This is a genomic window from Pseudoclavibacter sp. RFBG4, from assembly GCF_002931515.1.
Taxonomy (GTDB): Bacteria; Actinomycetota; Actinomycetes; order Actinomycetales; family Microbacteriaceae; genus Pseudoclavibacter.
This window is the reverse complement of the sequence record NZ_PSYC01000019.1, coordinates 46,773-62,232: the sequence shown is the minus strand read 5'-3', so window position 1 is coordinate 62,232 and position 15,460 is coordinate 46,773. Positions and strand designations below refer to the sequence as shown.

The window sequence follows — 15,460 nt, the reverse complement described above, 5'->3', positions numbered from 1 at the left end:
GTCAACCAACACGTCCGTGTCCGCGGCTGACCCCGCCGTCACGACCAGGTCCATCGCGACGGGCGGCCACCACGTCGAGACGAGCATGGCGGCCCCTCGGGGTCGCGCGATGCGCTGGTTCGCGAACATCGTGCTCAGCGTCATCGGCGTCATCTTCCTGCTCCCCCTCGTCTGGCTCCTCCTGGCGTCGTTCGACTCGACCGCGTCCCTGTCGGTGAAGTGGCCGGAGGCACCGTCGCTCGACAACTTCCTCGCCGTCCTCACCCCGGAGATCTCCCTCATCCCGCTCTGGAACAGCCTCGTGCTGTCCGGCGGATGCGCGATCGTGACGGTGCTCGCGGCGATCCTCGCCGCGTATCCGCTCTCCCGCTACAAGTCGCGCATCAACAAGCCGTTCCTGTACGGGGTGCTGTTCGGGACCTGCCTGCCGATCACCGCGATGATGGTGCCCGTCTACGCCCTGTTCGTGGCGTTCAACCTCATCGACAACATGTTCGGCACCATCCTGTTCCTCGCCGCGACCTCGCTGCCCATGGCGATCTGGATGATGAAGAACTTCATGGACTCGGTGCCCGTCTCCCTCGAGGAAGCGGCCTGGACGGACGGCGCCTCGGCCATGGCGACCCTGCGGCTCATCGTCGTGCCGCTCATGCGCCCCGGCATCGCCGTCGTGTTCATCTTCGTGTTCATCCAGACGTGGGGGAACTTCTTCATCCCCTTCATCCTGCTGCTGAGCCCCGACAAGCTGCCCGCCGCGGTGAGCATCTTCTCGTTCTTCGGCCAGTACGGCGCCGTCGCCTACGGCCAGCTCGCCGCGTTCTCGCTCCTCTACTCCCTGCCGGTCCTGGCCCTGTACGTGCTCGTGTCCCGCCTCGGCGGCGGCTCGTTCGCGCTCGCCGGCGCCGTCAAGGGCTGACCCACGACTTCCACCTCTTCCTTCAACGCAGAAAGGCGCTCCATGCCTGATCCCACGCAGTTCGTCGACCTCCGCATCCGCCGGTTCGTGTCCGAACGACTCACCCCCGCCATCTACCGCGAGCGCGAACAGCTCACCGTCACCTCCTGGGACGTTCCGGGCGAGCCCGTGCCCTTCGCCGAGGCGGTCACCCAGCAGTTCACGCCCTTCCGGGTCGGTGACGAGTGGAGCCGGCCATGGGGAACCACGTGGTTCCACATCACCGGCACCGTCCCAGCCGACTGGGAGATGACGGATGCACGCGTCGAGGTGCTCGTCGACCTCGGCTTCGTGAGCGGCCACCCCGGCTTCCAGGCCGAGGGCCTCGTCTGGACCCCCCAAGGCCACATCCTGAAGGCCATCGAGCCCCGCAACACGGCGGTGCCGCTGAAGATCGGCCCAGGCGACAGCATCGACCTCTACATCGAGGCGGCGTCGAACCCGGACGTGCAGGGCGAGTCGGTCTACGCACCCACCCCCATGGGCGACCTCGCCACCTCCGGTGACGCCCCCATCTACCGCACTCGGGTGCTCGACATCGGCCTGCGCGACGTGCCCGTGTGGGAGCTGGCGCAGGACGTGTGGACCCTCGACGGCCTGTGGCGCGAGCTCGGCGAGGAGACCCCCAGGCGTGCGGAGATCCTCCGCGGGCTCGAGCGTCTCATCGACACCCTCGACCCCGACGACATCTCCAGCACGGCGAAGGCCGGCCGCGAGGTGCTCGCTCCCCTGCTCGCCTCCCCCGCCTACGCGAGCGCCCACCACGTGGTCGCCGTCGGCCACGCGCACATCGACTCGGCCTGGCTGTGGCCGGTGCGCGAGACGATCCGCAAGTGCGCGCGCACCTTCTCCAACGTGCTCTCGCTCATGGACGAGAACGACGACTTCCTGTTCGCCTGCTCGTCGGCGCAGCAGTTCGCGTGGATGAAGGAGCACTACCCGGACCTGTTCGAGCGCATCAAGGTGCGAGTCCTCGAGGGGCGCTTCGTGCCCGTCGGCGGCATGTGGGTGGAGTCGGACACGAACCTGCCGGGCGGCGAAGCCATGGCCCGCCAGTTCGTGGCGGGTAAGGGCTTCTTCATCCGCGAGTTCGGCATCGAGCCGCCCGAGGTGTGGCTGCCGGACTCCTTCGGTTACTCGGCCGCGCTCCCCCAGATCGTCAAGGCCGCCGGCTCGAAGTACTTCCTCACGCAGAAGCCGTCGTGGAACGAGACGAACGTCATGCCGCACCACACCTTCAACTGGGAGGGCATCGACGGCTCGCAGGTGTTCACGCACTTTCCGCCCGTCGCCACCTACAACTCGGTGCTCTCGCAGGAGGAGCTGCACAAGGCGCAGCGCGACTACAAGGAGAAGGGCGAAGCCAACTCCTCCCTCGTGCCGTTCGGCTACGGCAACGGCGGCGGCGGCCCGACCCGCGAGATGATCGCGGCCGCTGAGCGCACCCGCGACCTCGAAGGCTCGCCGACGGTCGAGATGACGAGCCCGCAGGCGTTCTTCGAGCAGGCCGAGGCCGAGCTCGAGCAGCCGCCCGTCTGGTCCGGCGAGATCTACCTCGAGTTCCACCGTGGCACCTACACGTCGCAGGCGCGCACGAAGCGCGGCAATCGCCGCAGCGAGCACCTGCTGCGCGAGGCGGAGCTGTGGGCGAGTGCGGCGACGATCCGCACGGGCGCCGCGTACCCGTACGCGGAGCTCGAGTCGGCCTGGCAGACGGTGCTCCTGCAGCAGTTCCACGACATCCTTCCCGGCTCCTCCATCGCCTGGGTGCACCAGGTCGCCGAGGAGCACTACGAGCGGGTCGCGGGTGAGCTCGAGACGCTCATCTCGTCGGCGCTCGGCTCGCTGACGGGCGCCGGAGAGACGGCGCTGCTCGCGAACGCCGGACCGTACGCGGTGGATGGCGTGCCCGCGCTCGGTGGTGGCGCATCCGGTGCCGCCCCGGGTGCCGCCCCGCACGGCGCCCCGGTGACGCTCACGCGCTCCGGCGACACCCTGGTGCTCGACAACTCGCTGGTGCGCGTGACGATCGACGCCGACGGTCTCGTGTCGTCGCTCTTCGACGTCGCCGCGGATCGCGAGCTGGTTCCGGCCGGCGAGCGCGCCGCCGAGCTGTGGATCTACCGCGACACCCCCGCCCAGTGGGATGCGTGGGACATCGACGTGCACTACCAGCGCCACGGCCGCCCGATCCGCTCGGTCGACTCGATCGAGGTCGTCTCGGAGGACGCCGACCGGGTCGTCGTGCGAGTGTCGCGCTCGCACGGCTCGAGCACCTTCGTGCAGGAGCTGTCGCTGAGCGCCGGGCGTCCGACGCTCGACCTGACGACTGATGTCGACTGGCACGAGCGTCAGAAGCTCCTCAAGCTGGCGTTCCCGCTGGATGTGCACGCGGAGCGTTCGTCGTCCGAGATCCAGTTCGGGCACGTCAACCGCCCCATCCACCGCAACACGTCGTGGGACGTCGCACGGTTCGAGACGAGCGCGCACCGCTGGGTGCACGTCGGCGAGACCGGCTACGGGGTCGCCGTCGCGAACGACTCGACGTACGGGCACGACGTGACCCGCACGACCCGCGAAGCCGGCGGCACGACCACCCTCGTGCGGGAGTCGCTGCTGCGGGCTCCCACCTTCCCGGACCCGCACGCCGACCAGGGCCGGCACGTGCTCCGCACCTCGGTGCGAGTGGGTGCGGATGTGCTGGACGCGGCCGCCGAGGGATACCGCCTCAACGTCGCACCGCGCGCCGTGACCGGAGCCGCGGCGATCGAGCCGCTGCTGACGGTCGACGACCCGGCCGTCGTGGTGGAGGCCGTGAAGCTGGCCGAGGACCGGAGCGGCGATGTCGTCGTCCGCCTGTATGAGGCTCGCGGTGCGAAGGCTCGGGCAACGGTGACGCCCGGGTTCGCGTTCGAGTCGGTCGCTGAGACCGACCTGCTCGAACGTGACGTCGACCAGACGGCGATCGTGAACGCCGAGGGGGCCCTGGCCCTGTCGGTGCGCCCGTTCCAGCTGGTCACGCTCCGCTTCCGTGGGGTGTCGGCGCTGCGCTGACAACTGGGGAGACCGGGCGGGCAGGCTGCGCTGCCCGCCCGGTCGGACGCTGTGGCGAACCGCACCCGCGGACTCCTGGGTGCCGGTTCGCCACAGCTGTAACTGCGGGCACCTGCATCTGAGGGCGCCCCCTCGCTCCTCGGGCTCTCTCGCGCTCTCGGCCTTCCTCTCGCTCCCTTTCGCGCTCCCCCACTGTCCCGGCACCAAAGTTGTGGGCAAGTGCGCTCGCGAAGCACCGCAACCGCACTTGGCCACACTTCTGCTGTCAAAGGCGGCCGCTCGGATTCCCGTGCCGCTCGGGACCCTCCGCTCGGGCTCCCGGCATCTCGGGCCCCTGCCGATCGGGTTCCCGGCATCTCGGGCCCCTGCCGATCGGCTCCCGGCGTCTCGCCCCTCGAGCTCTCCCGCGCAGTCTCTCTCAGCCCCTCCCTCGCAGCCTCCTTCGCGGCCCCTCGCTCGCTGTCCCAGCACCAAAGTTGTGGGCAAGTGCGCTCGCGAAGCACCGCAACCGCACTTGGCCACACTTCTGTCGGCGAAGCCGGCCGCTCGGATTCCCGTGCCGCTCGGAGCCCGCAGCATCCCGGTTCTTCCCAGCGGGACCGGCGTTAGATGGATGGCGGAGCGCGCAGCCCCGACGCGCGCAGGAATGAGCGATGATGCCCACCTTCACGAACATCCATCACCTCGCGGTGACCGTCCGCGACCTCGAGACGAGCGTCGCCTTCTACGAGCAGGTCTTCGGTTTCGCCCCGGCGACCGAGATCGACGACGAATCGCTGCACCGCAAGCTGTTCGCACTGCCGGGCGGCACGAACCTCGGACTCACGCAGCACGACGGCGGTACTGACGGGGCGAGTGGCGGAGGGTTCTCGCCGTTCTCGCCGGGACTCGATCACATCGGGCTCACCGTCGAGAGCCGTGACGAGCTCGAGGCGTGGGCAAGCCACCTGAGCGAGCACGGTATCGAGCACAGCGGCATCGTCGAGGCGCCGTATGGCTACGCGCTGAGCTTCAAGGACCCCGACAAGATCGCGCTGGAGTTCTTCGTCTCGAAGTAGGTGGCGCGCTAGCGCCTCCGGCGACAGCTCCCCCGCAGAGAGTTGTGGCTTGGTGCACCTGCTGAGCGCCGCAACCGCACCAAGCCACAACGCTGCGCCCGGCCCAGCCCGGCCAACGCCGACCGACACGCGCCGCCCAACGCGGGCCCGACCAGGCAGCGAAGCCGACTCACCCCCGCGCCGCCCCTAAAGTTGTGGCAAAACGCTCCTTGTGAGCTCCGCAACCGCACCAAGCCACAACCCTGCGCGCGCGGACCCGCACGCGCCCGCGCAACGCGCGCCGGGCACCACCGCAGAGTTGTGGGGAGATGCTCCTCGGGAGCACCGCAACCGCACCAAGCCACAATCTTGCGCGCGCGGACCCGCACGCGCCCGCGCCACGCGCGCCGGGCACCATCGCAGAGTTGTGGGGAGATGCTCCTCGGGAGCACCGCAACCGCACCAAGCCACAACCCTGCGCGCGCGGACCCGCCCGCGCAACGCGAGCCCGCACCACCAGAGTTGTGGGAAAACGCTCCTCGCAAGCACCGCAACCGCACCAAGCCACAACGCTGCGCACGGCCTGCCCCGTCCCGGCGCGTCCCGGCGCGTCCCGGCATGCGCCGACCGACACGCTCCTAAGCGCACACCGAGACCGGCTCACCCCGCGCCGCCGCTCGCCCCGCAGCGCAGCGCGGCGGACACCACGCCCCGCGCATCCTGCGTCCCTGCGCCCCCGGCACCATCGCAGAGTTGTGGGAAAACGCTCCTCGCAAGCTCCGCAACCGCACCAAGCCACAACTCTGCGCGCGTCCCGGCGCAGCCCGGCACGCCGGCTCGCGCACGCTGGCTCGCGCACGCCGGCTCGCGCACGCCGGCACCGGCGCCTCAGGAGGGCAGCAGCATCGAGAGGGTGTAGCTCCAGACGCAGATGAAGGCGAGCATCCCGAGGCTGTAGCCGATGGAGCTGCGGAGGATCTCGCCCTCCCGGCCCGAGAGCCCGACCGCGCCCGCGGCGATGGCGATCGACTGCGGCGAGACGACCTTCGCCGTCGTGCCGCCTGCCGTGTTGGCGGCGACGAGCAGCGAGGGCGCGACGCCGATGCGTCCGGCCGTCGCGACCTGCAGTGGGCCGAAGAGCGTGTTGTTGTTGACGACCGAGCCGGTGAGGAACACGCCGAGCCACCCGATGATGGGCGCGAGGAGCGGGAAGACGGGGCCGACGGCTGCGAGCGCGCTGCCGATGCTCGCGGAGCCGCCCGAGTAGTTCGCGATGTTCGCGAGCACGAGGATGAGCGCGATGAGCACCAGCGCCTGCCACAGCTCGCGGAACGTGGCGGCGAGCTGCCCCCACAGGTCCGCGGCCTTGAGGCTCGGCGTCGTGAGGAACGACACGATGACGGCGAGCAGGATGGCGGTGCCGGTGGCGCTGATGGGGGCGAAGTCCCAGGTGGTCGCGACGGGGTCACCGCTCGAGAGCGCGATCTCGCCCGTGAGGCCAGGAATCGGGAACTTGATGACCGCGGCGGCGAGCGGCCCGTCGACGGCGAAGAGCTGCTTGAACGCGGGGACGCTCCACACGAGGATGAGGCCCGTGAGGATGTAGAAGGGGCTCCAGGCGACCGCGATCTCGCGCACGCTGTGGCGTTCCACGGCCGGCGCCTCCCCTCCGCCTTCGCGGAAGATGCGCTTCGGCTGCCAGACGCGGCCGAACACGAAGAGCGCGAGCATCGCCGCGAGGCCCGACCCGAGGTCGGCGAGCTCCGGCCCGAGGAACCACAGCACGGACGCCTGCACGCCGCTGAAGACGACGCTCACGACGAGGGTCGCCGGCCAGGTCTCGCGGAGGCCGCGCCAGCCGTCGAGGATCATGACGAGCAGGAACGGCACGAGGAATGTGAGGGGCTGCAGGAGCAGCATCATCATGCGGGACATCTCGAGCACCTCGACGCCGGCCACCTGCGCGCCGACGATCACGGGGATGCCGATCGCGCCGTATGCTCCCGCCGCGACGTTCGCGACGAGGGACAGCATGGCGGCCTTCACCGGCTTGAAGCCGAGCTGCACGAGGAGGGCCGCGCAGATCGCGATCGGCACCCCGAAGCCCGCCGCGCCCTCGAGGAACGCGCCGAACGCGAAGCTGATGAGCAGCACCTGGATGCGCTGATCCGGCGAGATGCCCGAGATGGAGGCGCGGATCACGTCGAAGCGTCCGCTCGCGACGGCGAGGCGATACAGCCAGACGGCCATGACGATGATGTAGGCGATGGGCCAGATGGCGGTGAGGACGCCGAGGAGCCCCGACCCGGCGACGGCGGTCCCCGGCATCCCGAACGCGACGAGCGCGACGAGGATCTCGGCGACGACGGCGATGCTGGCGGCGAGGATGCCCTTCATCTTGAGCGCCGTGAGGCAGATGAAGAAGATGGCGATCGGGATCACGGCGACGAGCGCCGACAGCCAGGGATTTCCGAACGGGTCGATGTCCTGCATCCACATGAGAAGCTCCGTCCATCGTGAGGTCGAGAGCGCTGGGGAGCGTGCGCTGGGCTCTGCTCGTCACAGTAGCGGGCATGGGTCTCGCGGGGCGAGCGTTTCGCCGGCGAAGTGCCGCCCGAACTTCTTTCGGTGCCTCGCAGTGTTCGTGGGACCGAGGGACGCACAAGTGCGGCCGGGACAGTCTGCGCTGTCACTGTGATCCGCGGTTAGTAACACTTCTTGTCAGAAGTGTTACTAAGGTTGGGGCATGGCAACATCTGCGGGCGATGCGAACGAGCCGGTGCTCGCCGTTCCGGCGGTCGGCCTGGCACCGCACAGCTGGCGCCCGGCGGACCCCCGCCTGTTCTCACGTTCCGAGCTGAAGCGCCAGACAGGTGCGTACTCGTCGGCGATACCGACGCGACTCGCAGATTGGTCCCCAACGCTCACGAGCGAGCTCGGAGCAGACCTTGAAGATGCAACTCGAGCCCTGAGCGACTTCGATCGCCATGCGTCGCTCGTCCTCGGCACGGAGAACACCGCTCTGGCCCCGATGTCGGCGATCCTGCTCCGCACGGAGAGCGCGTCGAGTTCACAGATCGAGAACCTCACCGTGAGTGCCAAACAGCTCGCCCTGGCTGAGATCGGCGCAGGCACCTCCCCGAACTCGCGGACGGTCATCGGCAACGTCCGCGCGATGGAGGCCGCCGTCACGCTGACAGAGCCCCTGTCCATGGGCAAGATCCTGACGATGCATCGCGAGCTGCTCGCGCATCAGCAGGGCATGGAGGCGCACGCGGGCCTTCTGCGCGAGGAGTTGGTCTGGATCGGGAAGGGAAACGCGGGCCCGCGCGAGGCTGACTTCGTGGCCCCGCAACCGGAGCTCGTCCCGCCAGCACTTGATGACCTGCTCCTCTTCGCCGACCGGGTCGACCTGCCCGCGTTGCTGCAGATCGCGGTGGCGCACGCGCAGTTCGAGACGATCCATCCGTTCGTCGATGGGAACGGCCGCACAGGACGCACCCTCGTGCAGGTCATGCTGCGCGCCAGTGGGATCGCATCGCACACCACCGTGCCAGTGTCGGCAGGCCTTCTGACCGACCTCGATCGCTACTTCGCGGCACTTGGCGCGTTTCGAGACGGCGACGCCAGTCCGATCGTCCGCACCTTCACGCAGGCTGCGAGGTTCGCCGCCGCGGCGGGTGGGGACCTCGTCGACGCGTTGCGCGCCGAGCTGGCGGCCTCTCGCGAGCTCCTGGCGGGCGTCCGCCCGCAGGCCTCGGCGCTTCGGCTGCTGCCATTGCTCGTCGGGCAGCCGATCGTCGACTCCGCGTTCGTGCAGAGAGCACTCGCTGTGGATGCAGTCACCGCCAATCGCGCCCTTGCTCTGCTGACCGACCGCGGGGTCCTCACTGAGCGCACCGGCAGACGCCGGGGACGGGTCTGGCAGCATTCCGGAATCCTGGGCGCCCTGGACGGGTTCGCGACGGGCATTCGCCGCGCCCGGCGCTGAGCTGTCACCGCATCCACTGTTTCGCTCGGCCCTGCTGCGACAGACTGCGCTCATGACGCGAATCGTGGCAGTTCTCGGAGACATCACTGAGCAGGCCGTCGACGCGGTCGTGAACGCGGCGAATAACGGGATGCGCGGGGGCGGCGGGGTCGACGGCGCCATCCACCGTGCGGGCGGGCCCGCGGTACTGCGCGACTGCGTGGCCAGGTTCCCTGACGGCCTTGCGACCGGGGATGCCGGATACACGACCGCCGGGGAGCTGCCGGCACGATGGGTCATCCACACCGTCGGGCCCGACTACGGCTCGGGCCAGCGCGATCGCACGCTGCTCACCTCCTGCTACCGGCGCTCGCTCGAGGTCGCCGACGAGCTCGGCGCCACCTCTGTCGCGTTCCCTCTCGTCAGCGCCGGCATCTACGCATGGCCGCTCGAGGACGCGATCGCCGCCGCCGTCGACACCCTCTCGGGCTCGGGCTCGCAGGTCGAGGAAGTGCGCATCGTCGTGCGCGACCCCGAGATCCTCGCCCGAGTCGAGCGCGAGCTTCGCGATGGCACCGCCTGACCCTGACCTTGACGCCGCACGCCTAGAACTCGAGCGTGCCCGCCATCCGCTCTCCCGCGACCTCGACCCAGTCGAGGGTCTCGTTCATGGCGCGCTGGCCAGAGCCGGCGAGCTCAGACAACGACACGATGCTGACGCCATCCCGAGCGAGCACCGCCCGCTCCTCGGCGCCGAGGCCCACACGGCCAGCGATCACCCCGAAGCGTGCGCCTTCCTCCTGCGCGAGCCTGCGCACGAGCGAGGGGACCTTGCCTGCCTCGGACTGCGCGTCGAAGCTGCCCTCCCCGGTGATGACGAGGTCGGCCCCGCGCAGCAGCTCGCGCAGGCCGACCGCCTCGGCGACGGCCACGGCGCCCGCCGAGACCTCCGCGCCGACCGCGAGCAGGCCGAATCCCGTGCCGCCCGCCGCACCGGCACCGGGATGCGCCGCGAGCGCGAGGACATCGCCGCTCGCTTCCGGTGCCCCGTCGAGCACCTGCGCGAGCCGCGTGAGCCCGGCCTCGAGCAGGGGAACATCGTCGGCGGCTGCGCCCTTCTGCGGCCCGAACACGGCGGCAGCCCCGGCCACCCCGAAGAGCGGATTCACGACATCGGTCAGCGCGACGAGGCCGTCGGCGGGGAGCCGGACGAGTCCGGAGATGTCGACGCTCTCGAGGGAGTGCAGTCCGCGATTCCCGAGCGGGATGTCGGCGCCAGCGGCGTCGAGGAACCGCACGCCGAGCGCAGACAGCATCCCCGCGCCGCCATCGGTCGACGCGCTGCTTCCGAGCCCGACGAGCACTCGCCTCGCGCCGTGCTCCGCCGCGAACCTGATCGCCTGACCGAGCCCGATGGTCGACGCTCGGGCGCACGACTCGCGGTCGACCCCGTCGAGCAGCGCGATGCCGCTCGTCTCCGCCAGCTCGACGACCCAGGTGCCGTCCGGGAGCTCCACGAGCTCAGCGTCCACGGGGGCACCGAGCGGCCCCTCGACGGGCACCGACACCACTCGCGCGCCGGGGACCGAGCCGGCGATGGCCGCGGTCGTCCCCTCGCCGCCGTCGGCCATCGGCACCTCGACGCACTCGTCGCCGGGCCTGGCGCGGAGCCAGCCCCGCCTGATCGCCGCGGCGACCTCGGCCGCCGAAGCGGTGCCCTTGAACGAATCCGGTGCGATGACGGTGCGGCGCTGCATGCCCCCAACCTACCGACCTGGACGCGCCCGAGGAAAGCGTTTCCCGCTAGGCTCCAGATATTCAGGGCGGCGCGCACCGTCGCGCGCCGGGGAGGAGACACGTGAGTCGACACGGAAACCACGTCACGCTCGGCGAGGTCGCGCAGGCGGCCGGCGTCTCGATCGCAACCGCCTCGCGCGCGATCAACGGCAGCGCTGGCAGGCGCGTGAACGAGGAGATCAAGAAGCGCGTCCAGGAGACGGCCGACCGGCTCGGCTACTCACCCAACCTGAGCGCGCAGGCCGTCGCGAGGGGTGCATCCTCGACCATCGCCGTGGTCGTGAGCGATATCGCCGACCCGTACTTCAGCGCCATCGCGGCGGGCGTCATGCGCGGCGCCGAGGAAGCCAACCTCATCGTGACCATCGCCGCCGCAGAGCGGAGCGTCACGAACGAGCTCGAGATCGTGCGCACCCTGCGCGGACAGCGCCCCCGCGCCATCATCCTCACCGGGTCCCGGCGCATCGACGACCCGCAGCAGGCGGCCCTCGAGGAGCAGCTGCTCGCGTACGACGCCTCCGGCGGGCGCGTTGTGCTCGTCGCCCAGGCCCCTTCTCCCTTCGACGTCGTCGAGCTCCGCAACCGCGACGGTGCGCAGGAGCTCGCACGTCAGCTCGTGAACCAGGGCGGCCGGAGGTTCGGGATCATCACGGGGCCCCTTGAGCTGCTCACCAACCGAGACCGAGTGGATGGCTTCACCGAGGGGCTCGCAGAGTCGGACCTCGGCATCGACGACGACGCCGTCATCTCCACCGCCTTCACCCGCGACGGCGGCTACGAGGCGCTGCGCACGCTCCTCTCCCGCTTCCCGGACACCGACACCATCTTCGCGACCAGCGACCTCATGGCCACGGGCGTCCTCACCGCCCTCCGAGACCTCGGCAAGGAACCCGGCCGCGACGTGTCGGTCGCCGGCTTCGACGACATCGCGCTCGTCCGCGACGTGACCCCACCGCTCACGACCGTCGTCGCACCCCTGAGCGACATGGGCTACCGCGCCGTGCGCCTGGCCCTCGCGGAGCGCGGCAAGGACGGCCCTGTCGTCCTGCCCGTGAACACGGCCGTCGTCATCCGCGAGAGCACTCCGCGCCGCGGCTGACCCGTTCCGGAAAGCACTCCGCGCCGCGGCTGACCCGCTGGCGGGCGCGTCTTCGAGACCGCCCTCGGTCCGGGCCACAGACCAGGCCGGTACCCCATCCTCGATCTCGCGCTTGTTTCGGTAAGCGCTTTCCAATACGCTGGTCGAAGTCTCAACGCCGAGACTCAGACGAGAGGATGGATATGACCACGGACAAGCTCGGGATCATCGTCAACGGCGCGACGGGGCGCATGGGCTACCGCCAGCACCTCGTCCGCTCACTGCTCGCCCTCCGCGACGAGGGCGGCATCCCGCTGTCGGACGGCACGCGTCGCCCGATCGAGCTCTACCTCGTCGCCCGCAACGAGGAGCGCCTCCGCGAGCTGGCCGCGAAGCACGGCATCGACAAGTACACGACCGACCTCGACGTCGCCCTCGCCGACGAGGACTTCCCCGTCTACTTCGACGCGCTCATCACGCGACTGCGCGTCCCCGCGATCCGCAAGGCCATCGCCGCAGGTAAGGCCATCTACACCGAGAAGCCCACGGCGGAGAGCTACGCCGACGCGCTGGCCCTCGCCGAGGAGGCGGAGGCGGCCGGCGTCAAGAACGGCGTCGTCCACGACAAGCTCTACCTGCCGGGCCTCATCAAGCTGCGCCGCCTCATCGAGAGCGGCTTCTTCGGCGAGATCCTCTCCGTGCGCGGCGAGTTCGGCTACTGGGTCTTCGAAGGCGATTGGCAGCCGTCGCAGCGACCGAGCTGGAACTACCGCTCCGAGGACGGCGGCGGCATCGTCGTCGACATGTTCCCGCACTGGAACTACGTCATCGAGAACCTCTTCGGCGAGATCTCCGCCGTCTACGCCGAGACGCGCACCCACATCCCCGAGCGCGTCGACGAGGCGGGAAAGCGCTACACGGCGACCGCCGACGACGCGGCGTACGCGATCTTCGACCTCGCTGACGGACCGATCGTGCAGTTCAACTCGAGCTGGACCGTGCGCGTCAACCGCGACGAGCTCGTCGAGATCCACGTCGACGGCACGCACGGGAGCGCCGTCGTCGGCCTCTTCGGCGCCAAGGTGCAGCCCCGCAACGTCACCCCGAAGCCCACCTGGAACCCCGACCTGCGCGACGAGCACGACTACTCCGCGGACTGGATCGAGGTGCCGCAGAACGACGCCGTCGACAACGGCTTCAAGCTGCAGTGGATCGAGTTCCTCCGCTACGTGCTCGAGGACGGCACCCACGACTACGACTTCCGCTCGGGAGCCAAGGGCATGCTGCTCGCCGAGGCCGCACTCGAGTCGAACGCGTCTGGCCGCCGCGTGTCGCTCGCAGATCAGGCGGGTGCGAAGTGACGGCGACGCAGGTGATCGACAGCACCCGGACGGCGACCGGCACTCGGCTCGCCCTGCTCTCCCCCGCTGGCGAGTCGTCGCGGGTCGAGCTGCTCGAGGCCCCCGCCTTCCAGCGCCCGACGGGCGGGCTCCGCTCCCGTGAGCTGTACGCGGCGGCGCACGTCATCCCCCGCGCGACGGCCGACAACGTGCCTGGCGCGCCTGCCGACATCGACTGGGATGCGACGCTCGGCTACCGGCGGCAGCTCTGGTCGTGGGGGCTCGGCGTCGCCGACGCCATGGACACGGCTCAGCGCAACATGGGGCTCGACGCTCTGGCGACGCGCGAGCTCATCGCCCGCAGCTCCGCGGCCGCGCGCGAGGAGGGCGGCAGCATCGCCGTCGGCGTCAACACCGACTCCCGCACGGAGGAGGTGCTGACCCTCGACGAGATCGAGCGCGCCTACCTCGAGCAGCTCGAGTTCGCTGAGGCGCAGGGCGCGCTGCCCGTCATCATGGCGAGCCGCCACCTGGCCCGCGCGGCGCAGTCCCCCGCCGACTACGCCCGCGTCTACACGCGCGTTCTCGGCGCCGTCTCCTCGAAGGCGGTGCTGCACTGGCTGGGCACCGCGTTCGACCCGGCTCTGCGCGGCTACTTCGGCGCCGACGCCTGGCAGCAGGCATCGGATCTGGTCATCAGCCTCATCGAGGAGCACGCCGACAAGGTCAGCGGCATCAAGATGAGCCTCCTGGATGCGGACGCCGAACGGGCCGTTCGCGCCCGCCTCCCCGAGGGCGTCACGATGTTCACGGGCGACGACTTCAACTACGTCGAGCTGATCGAAGACGACGCGGACGGCATCCACTCCGACGCCCTCCTCGGCGCGTTCAGCGTGCTCGCGCCGAGCGCATCCGCCGCCGTGCAGGCCCTCGACGCGGGCGACCCCGCTGAGTTCCGGCGTATCCTCGGGCCGACGCAGGAGCTGTCGCGGCAGGTCTTCGCCGCCCCCACCTTCTACTACAAGACGGGCGTCGCGTTCCTCAGCTGGCTCAACGGCCACCAGGATGCGTTCCAGATGGTGGGCGGGCTGCACGCGGCCCGCAGCCTCCCGCACCTCTCGCGCATCGTGGAGCTCGCGAACACGTCGGGCGCGCTCGAGCGGCCCGAGCTCGCGGCTGACCGCTGGCACGCGATGCTGCGCCTCAACGGCGTCGACGCCACCTCGGGGGTGCTCGCATGAGCGCGCATCCGCGGCTGTCGATCAACCAGGCGACGATCAAGCACGCCTCGCTGCGGCAGGCCGTCGATGCGACCGTGCGTCAGGGCGTGCAGAGCATCGGGCTGTGGCGGGAGCCGGTCGCGGATGTAGGCCTCGCGGAGGCGGCGCGTGTGCTCGCCGATTCCGGGCTGCGGTTCTCCAGCCACTGTCGCGGCGGGTTCGTGACGATGCCGGAGGGCGCTGAGCGTCGGGCGGCCATCGACGACAACCGCAGGGCCATCGAGGAGGCGGCGACGCTCGCCGCAGCCGGCGCTCCCGGGTCGTCGGCGTCGCTCATCATCGTCGCGGGAGGCATCCCGGAGGGAAGCCGCGACCTGGCGGGTGCCCGCGGCGGCCTCGAGGAGGCCGTCGCCGAACTCGCGCCCGAGGCGCAGGCCGCGGGCGTCACGCTCGTGCTCGAGCCGCTGCACCCCATGTATGCGTCCGACCGGGCGGTGCTCTCGACCCTCAAGCAGGCGCTCGACCTCGCCGATCGTGTCGGGAGCCCCGCCGTCGGCGTGGTCATCGACTCGTTCCACGTCTGGTGGGATCCGGAGGCCGAGGAGCAGATCGCCCGGGCCGGGAGAGACGGCCGAATCGCCTCGTACCAGGTGTGCGATTGGGCAACTCCCCTCCCCGCCGACGTGCTGCTGAGCCGCCACCTCCCGGGCGCCGGGATCATCGACTTCGCCGAGCTCACGAACTGGGTCACCGATGCCGGCTACACGGGCGACGTCGAGGTCGAGGTCTTCAACGCCGAGCTGTGGGCGAAGGACTTCGACGAGGCGCTCGCCGACACGGTCGAGGCCTTCGGAACGCACGTCGGCACCCACCTCGCGCTGCCGGTGCGCGGCTGAGGCCAGCCCCCGCACGAGCGAGCAGAGCGCCTGCCCCGATCCGGGGCAGGCGCTCTGCTGTGTGCCTGCGCTGTTCTGCCGGAGCACGGGATGGGCGTACCGGCGCTGCTCCG

11 protein-coding genes are annotated in these 15,460 nt (G+C 70.4%); 9 read left to right on the top strand and 2 right to left on the bottom strand.

Annotation, left to right across the window (positions count from 1 at the left end; genetic code table 11):
• Positions 1-85 precede the first annotated feature (85 nt).
• The 3 genes from C5E10_RS04700 to C5E10_RS04690 all read left to right on the top strand — a co-directional run bounded on the left by C5E10_RS04700 (position 86) and on the right by C5E10_RS04690 (position 5,067).
• Complete coding sequence (locus C5E10_RS04700) at positions 86-916, top strand: carbohydrate ABC transporter permease (RefSeq protein WP_104298514.1); 831 nt, start codon at positions 86-88, stop codon at positions 914-916.
• Between the two features lie 42 nt (positions 917-958).
• Complete coding sequence (locus C5E10_RS04695) at positions 959-4,009, top strand: glycoside hydrolase family 38 C-terminal domain-containing protein (protein WP_104330659.1); 3,051 nt, start codon at positions 959-961, stop codon at positions 4,007-4,009.
• Positions 4,010-4,662: 653 nt separating this feature from the next.
• Positions 4,663-5,067 (top strand): VOC family protein, encoded by a 405-nt coding sequence (locus tag C5E10_RS04690; protein WP_219820323.1) that lies wholly within the window; start codon positions 4,663-4,665, stop codon positions 5,065-5,067.
• Between the two features lie 867 nt (positions 5,068-5,934).
• On the opposite strand, the gene C5E10_RS04685 is transcribed toward C5E10_RS04690, so the two are convergent.
• Positions 5,935-7,545 carry an L-lactate permease gene (locus C5E10_RS04685; protein WP_104330658.1) on the bottom strand — a complete coding sequence of 537 codons (1,611 nt, stop codon included), beginning with the start codon at positions 7,543-7,545 and terminating at the stop codon, positions 5,935-5,937.
• A 247-nt stretch (positions 7,546-7,792) separates the two neighbouring features.
• On the opposite strand from C5E10_RS04685, the gene C5E10_RS04680 reads away from it, so the two are divergent.
• Together C5E10_RS04680 and C5E10_RS04675 are read left to right on the top strand one after the other, a co-directional pair.
• Positions 7,793-9,037, top strand: coding sequence for a Fic family protein (locus C5E10_RS04680; RefSeq protein ID WP_104330657.1), 1,245 nt, complete (start codon positions 7,793-7,795; stop codon positions 9,035-9,037).
• Positions 9,038-9,089: 52 nt separating this feature from the next.
• Positions 9,090-9,599, top strand: coding sequence for an O-acetyl-ADP-ribose deacetylase (locus tag C5E10_RS04675; protein ID WP_104330656.1), 510 nt, complete (start codon positions 9,090-9,092; stop codon positions 9,597-9,599).
• Between the two features lie 22 nt (positions 9,600-9,621).
• Here the strand turns inward: C5E10_RS04675 and C5E10_RS04670 are convergent, their stop codons facing one another.
• Complete coding sequence (locus tag C5E10_RS04670) at positions 9,622-10,773, bottom strand: glycerate kinase (protein WP_104330655.1); 1,152 nt, start codon at positions 10,771-10,773, stop codon at positions 9,622-9,624.
• 101 nt (positions 10,774-10,874) lie between these two features.
• On the opposite strand from C5E10_RS04670, the gene C5E10_RS04665 reads away from it, so the two are divergent.
• The 4 genes from C5E10_RS04665 to C5E10_RS04650 all read left to right on the top strand — a co-directional run bounded on the left by C5E10_RS04665 (position 10,875) and on the right by C5E10_RS04650 (position 15,347).
• On the top strand, positions 10,875-11,912 hold the full coding sequence (locus C5E10_RS04665) for a LacI family DNA-binding transcriptional regulator (protein WP_104330654.1): 1,038 nt from the start codon (positions 10,875-10,877) through the stop codon (positions 11,910-11,912).
• A gap of 182 nt (positions 11,913-12,094) precedes the next feature.
• Positions 12,095-13,252, top strand: a complete 1,158-nt coding sequence (locus C5E10_RS04660) for a Gfo/Idh/MocA family protein (protein WP_104330653.1) — start codon at positions 12,095-12,097, stop codon at positions 13,250-13,252.
• Between the two features lie 14 nt (positions 13,253-13,266).
• The gene (locus C5E10_RS04655; protein WP_374953483.1) at positions 13,267-14,472 is read left to right on the top strand and encodes a dihydrodipicolinate synthase family protein; all 1,206 of its coding nucleotides are present in this window, start codon (positions 13,267-13,269) and stop codon (positions 14,470-14,472) included.
• Positions 14,469-15,347, top strand: coding sequence for a sugar phosphate isomerase/epimerase (locus tag C5E10_RS04650; protein WP_104330651.1), 879 nt, complete (start codon positions 14,469-14,471; stop codon positions 15,345-15,347). Before C5E10_RS04655 ends, C5E10_RS04650 begins: the two co-directional genes overlap by 4 nt.
• Positions 15,348-15,460 lie beyond the last annotated feature (113 nt).

Excerpts from the sequence above, each read along its gene's own strand:
- C5E10_RS04700 (WP_104298514.1), top strand. The coding sequence starts at position 86 with ATGGCGGCCCCTCGGGGTCGCGCGATGCGCTGGTTCGCGAACATCGTG.
- C5E10_RS04695 (WP_104330659.1), top strand. The coding sequence starts at position 959 with ATGCCTGATCCCACGCAGTTCGTCGACCTCCGCATCCGCCGGTTCGTG.
- C5E10_RS04690 (WP_219820323.1), top strand. The coding sequence starts at position 4,663 with ATGATGCCCACCTTCACGAACATCCATCACCTCGCGGTGACCGTCCGC.
- C5E10_RS04685 (WP_104330658.1), bottom strand. The coding sequence starts at position 7,545 with ATGTGGATGCAGGACATCGACCCGTTCGGAAATCCCTGGCTGTCGGCG.
- C5E10_RS04680 (WP_104330657.1), top strand. The coding sequence starts at position 7,793 with ATGGCAACATCTGCGGGCGATGCGAACGAGCCGGTGCTCGCCGTTCCG.
- C5E10_RS04675 (WP_104330656.1), top strand. The coding sequence starts at position 9,090 with ATGACGCGAATCGTGGCAGTTCTCGGAGACATCACTGAGCAGGCCGTC.
- C5E10_RS04670 (WP_104330655.1), bottom strand. The coding sequence starts at position 10,773 with ATGCAGCGCCGCACCGTCATCGCACCGGATTCGTTCAAGGGCACCGCT.
- C5E10_RS04660 (WP_104330653.1), top strand. The coding sequence starts at position 12,095 with ATGACCACGGACAAGCTCGGGATCATCGTCAACGGCGCGACGGGGCGC.
- C5E10_RS04650 (WP_104330651.1), top strand. The coding sequence starts at position 14,469 with ATGAGCGCGCATCCGCGGCTGTCGATCAACCAGGCGACGATCAAGCAC.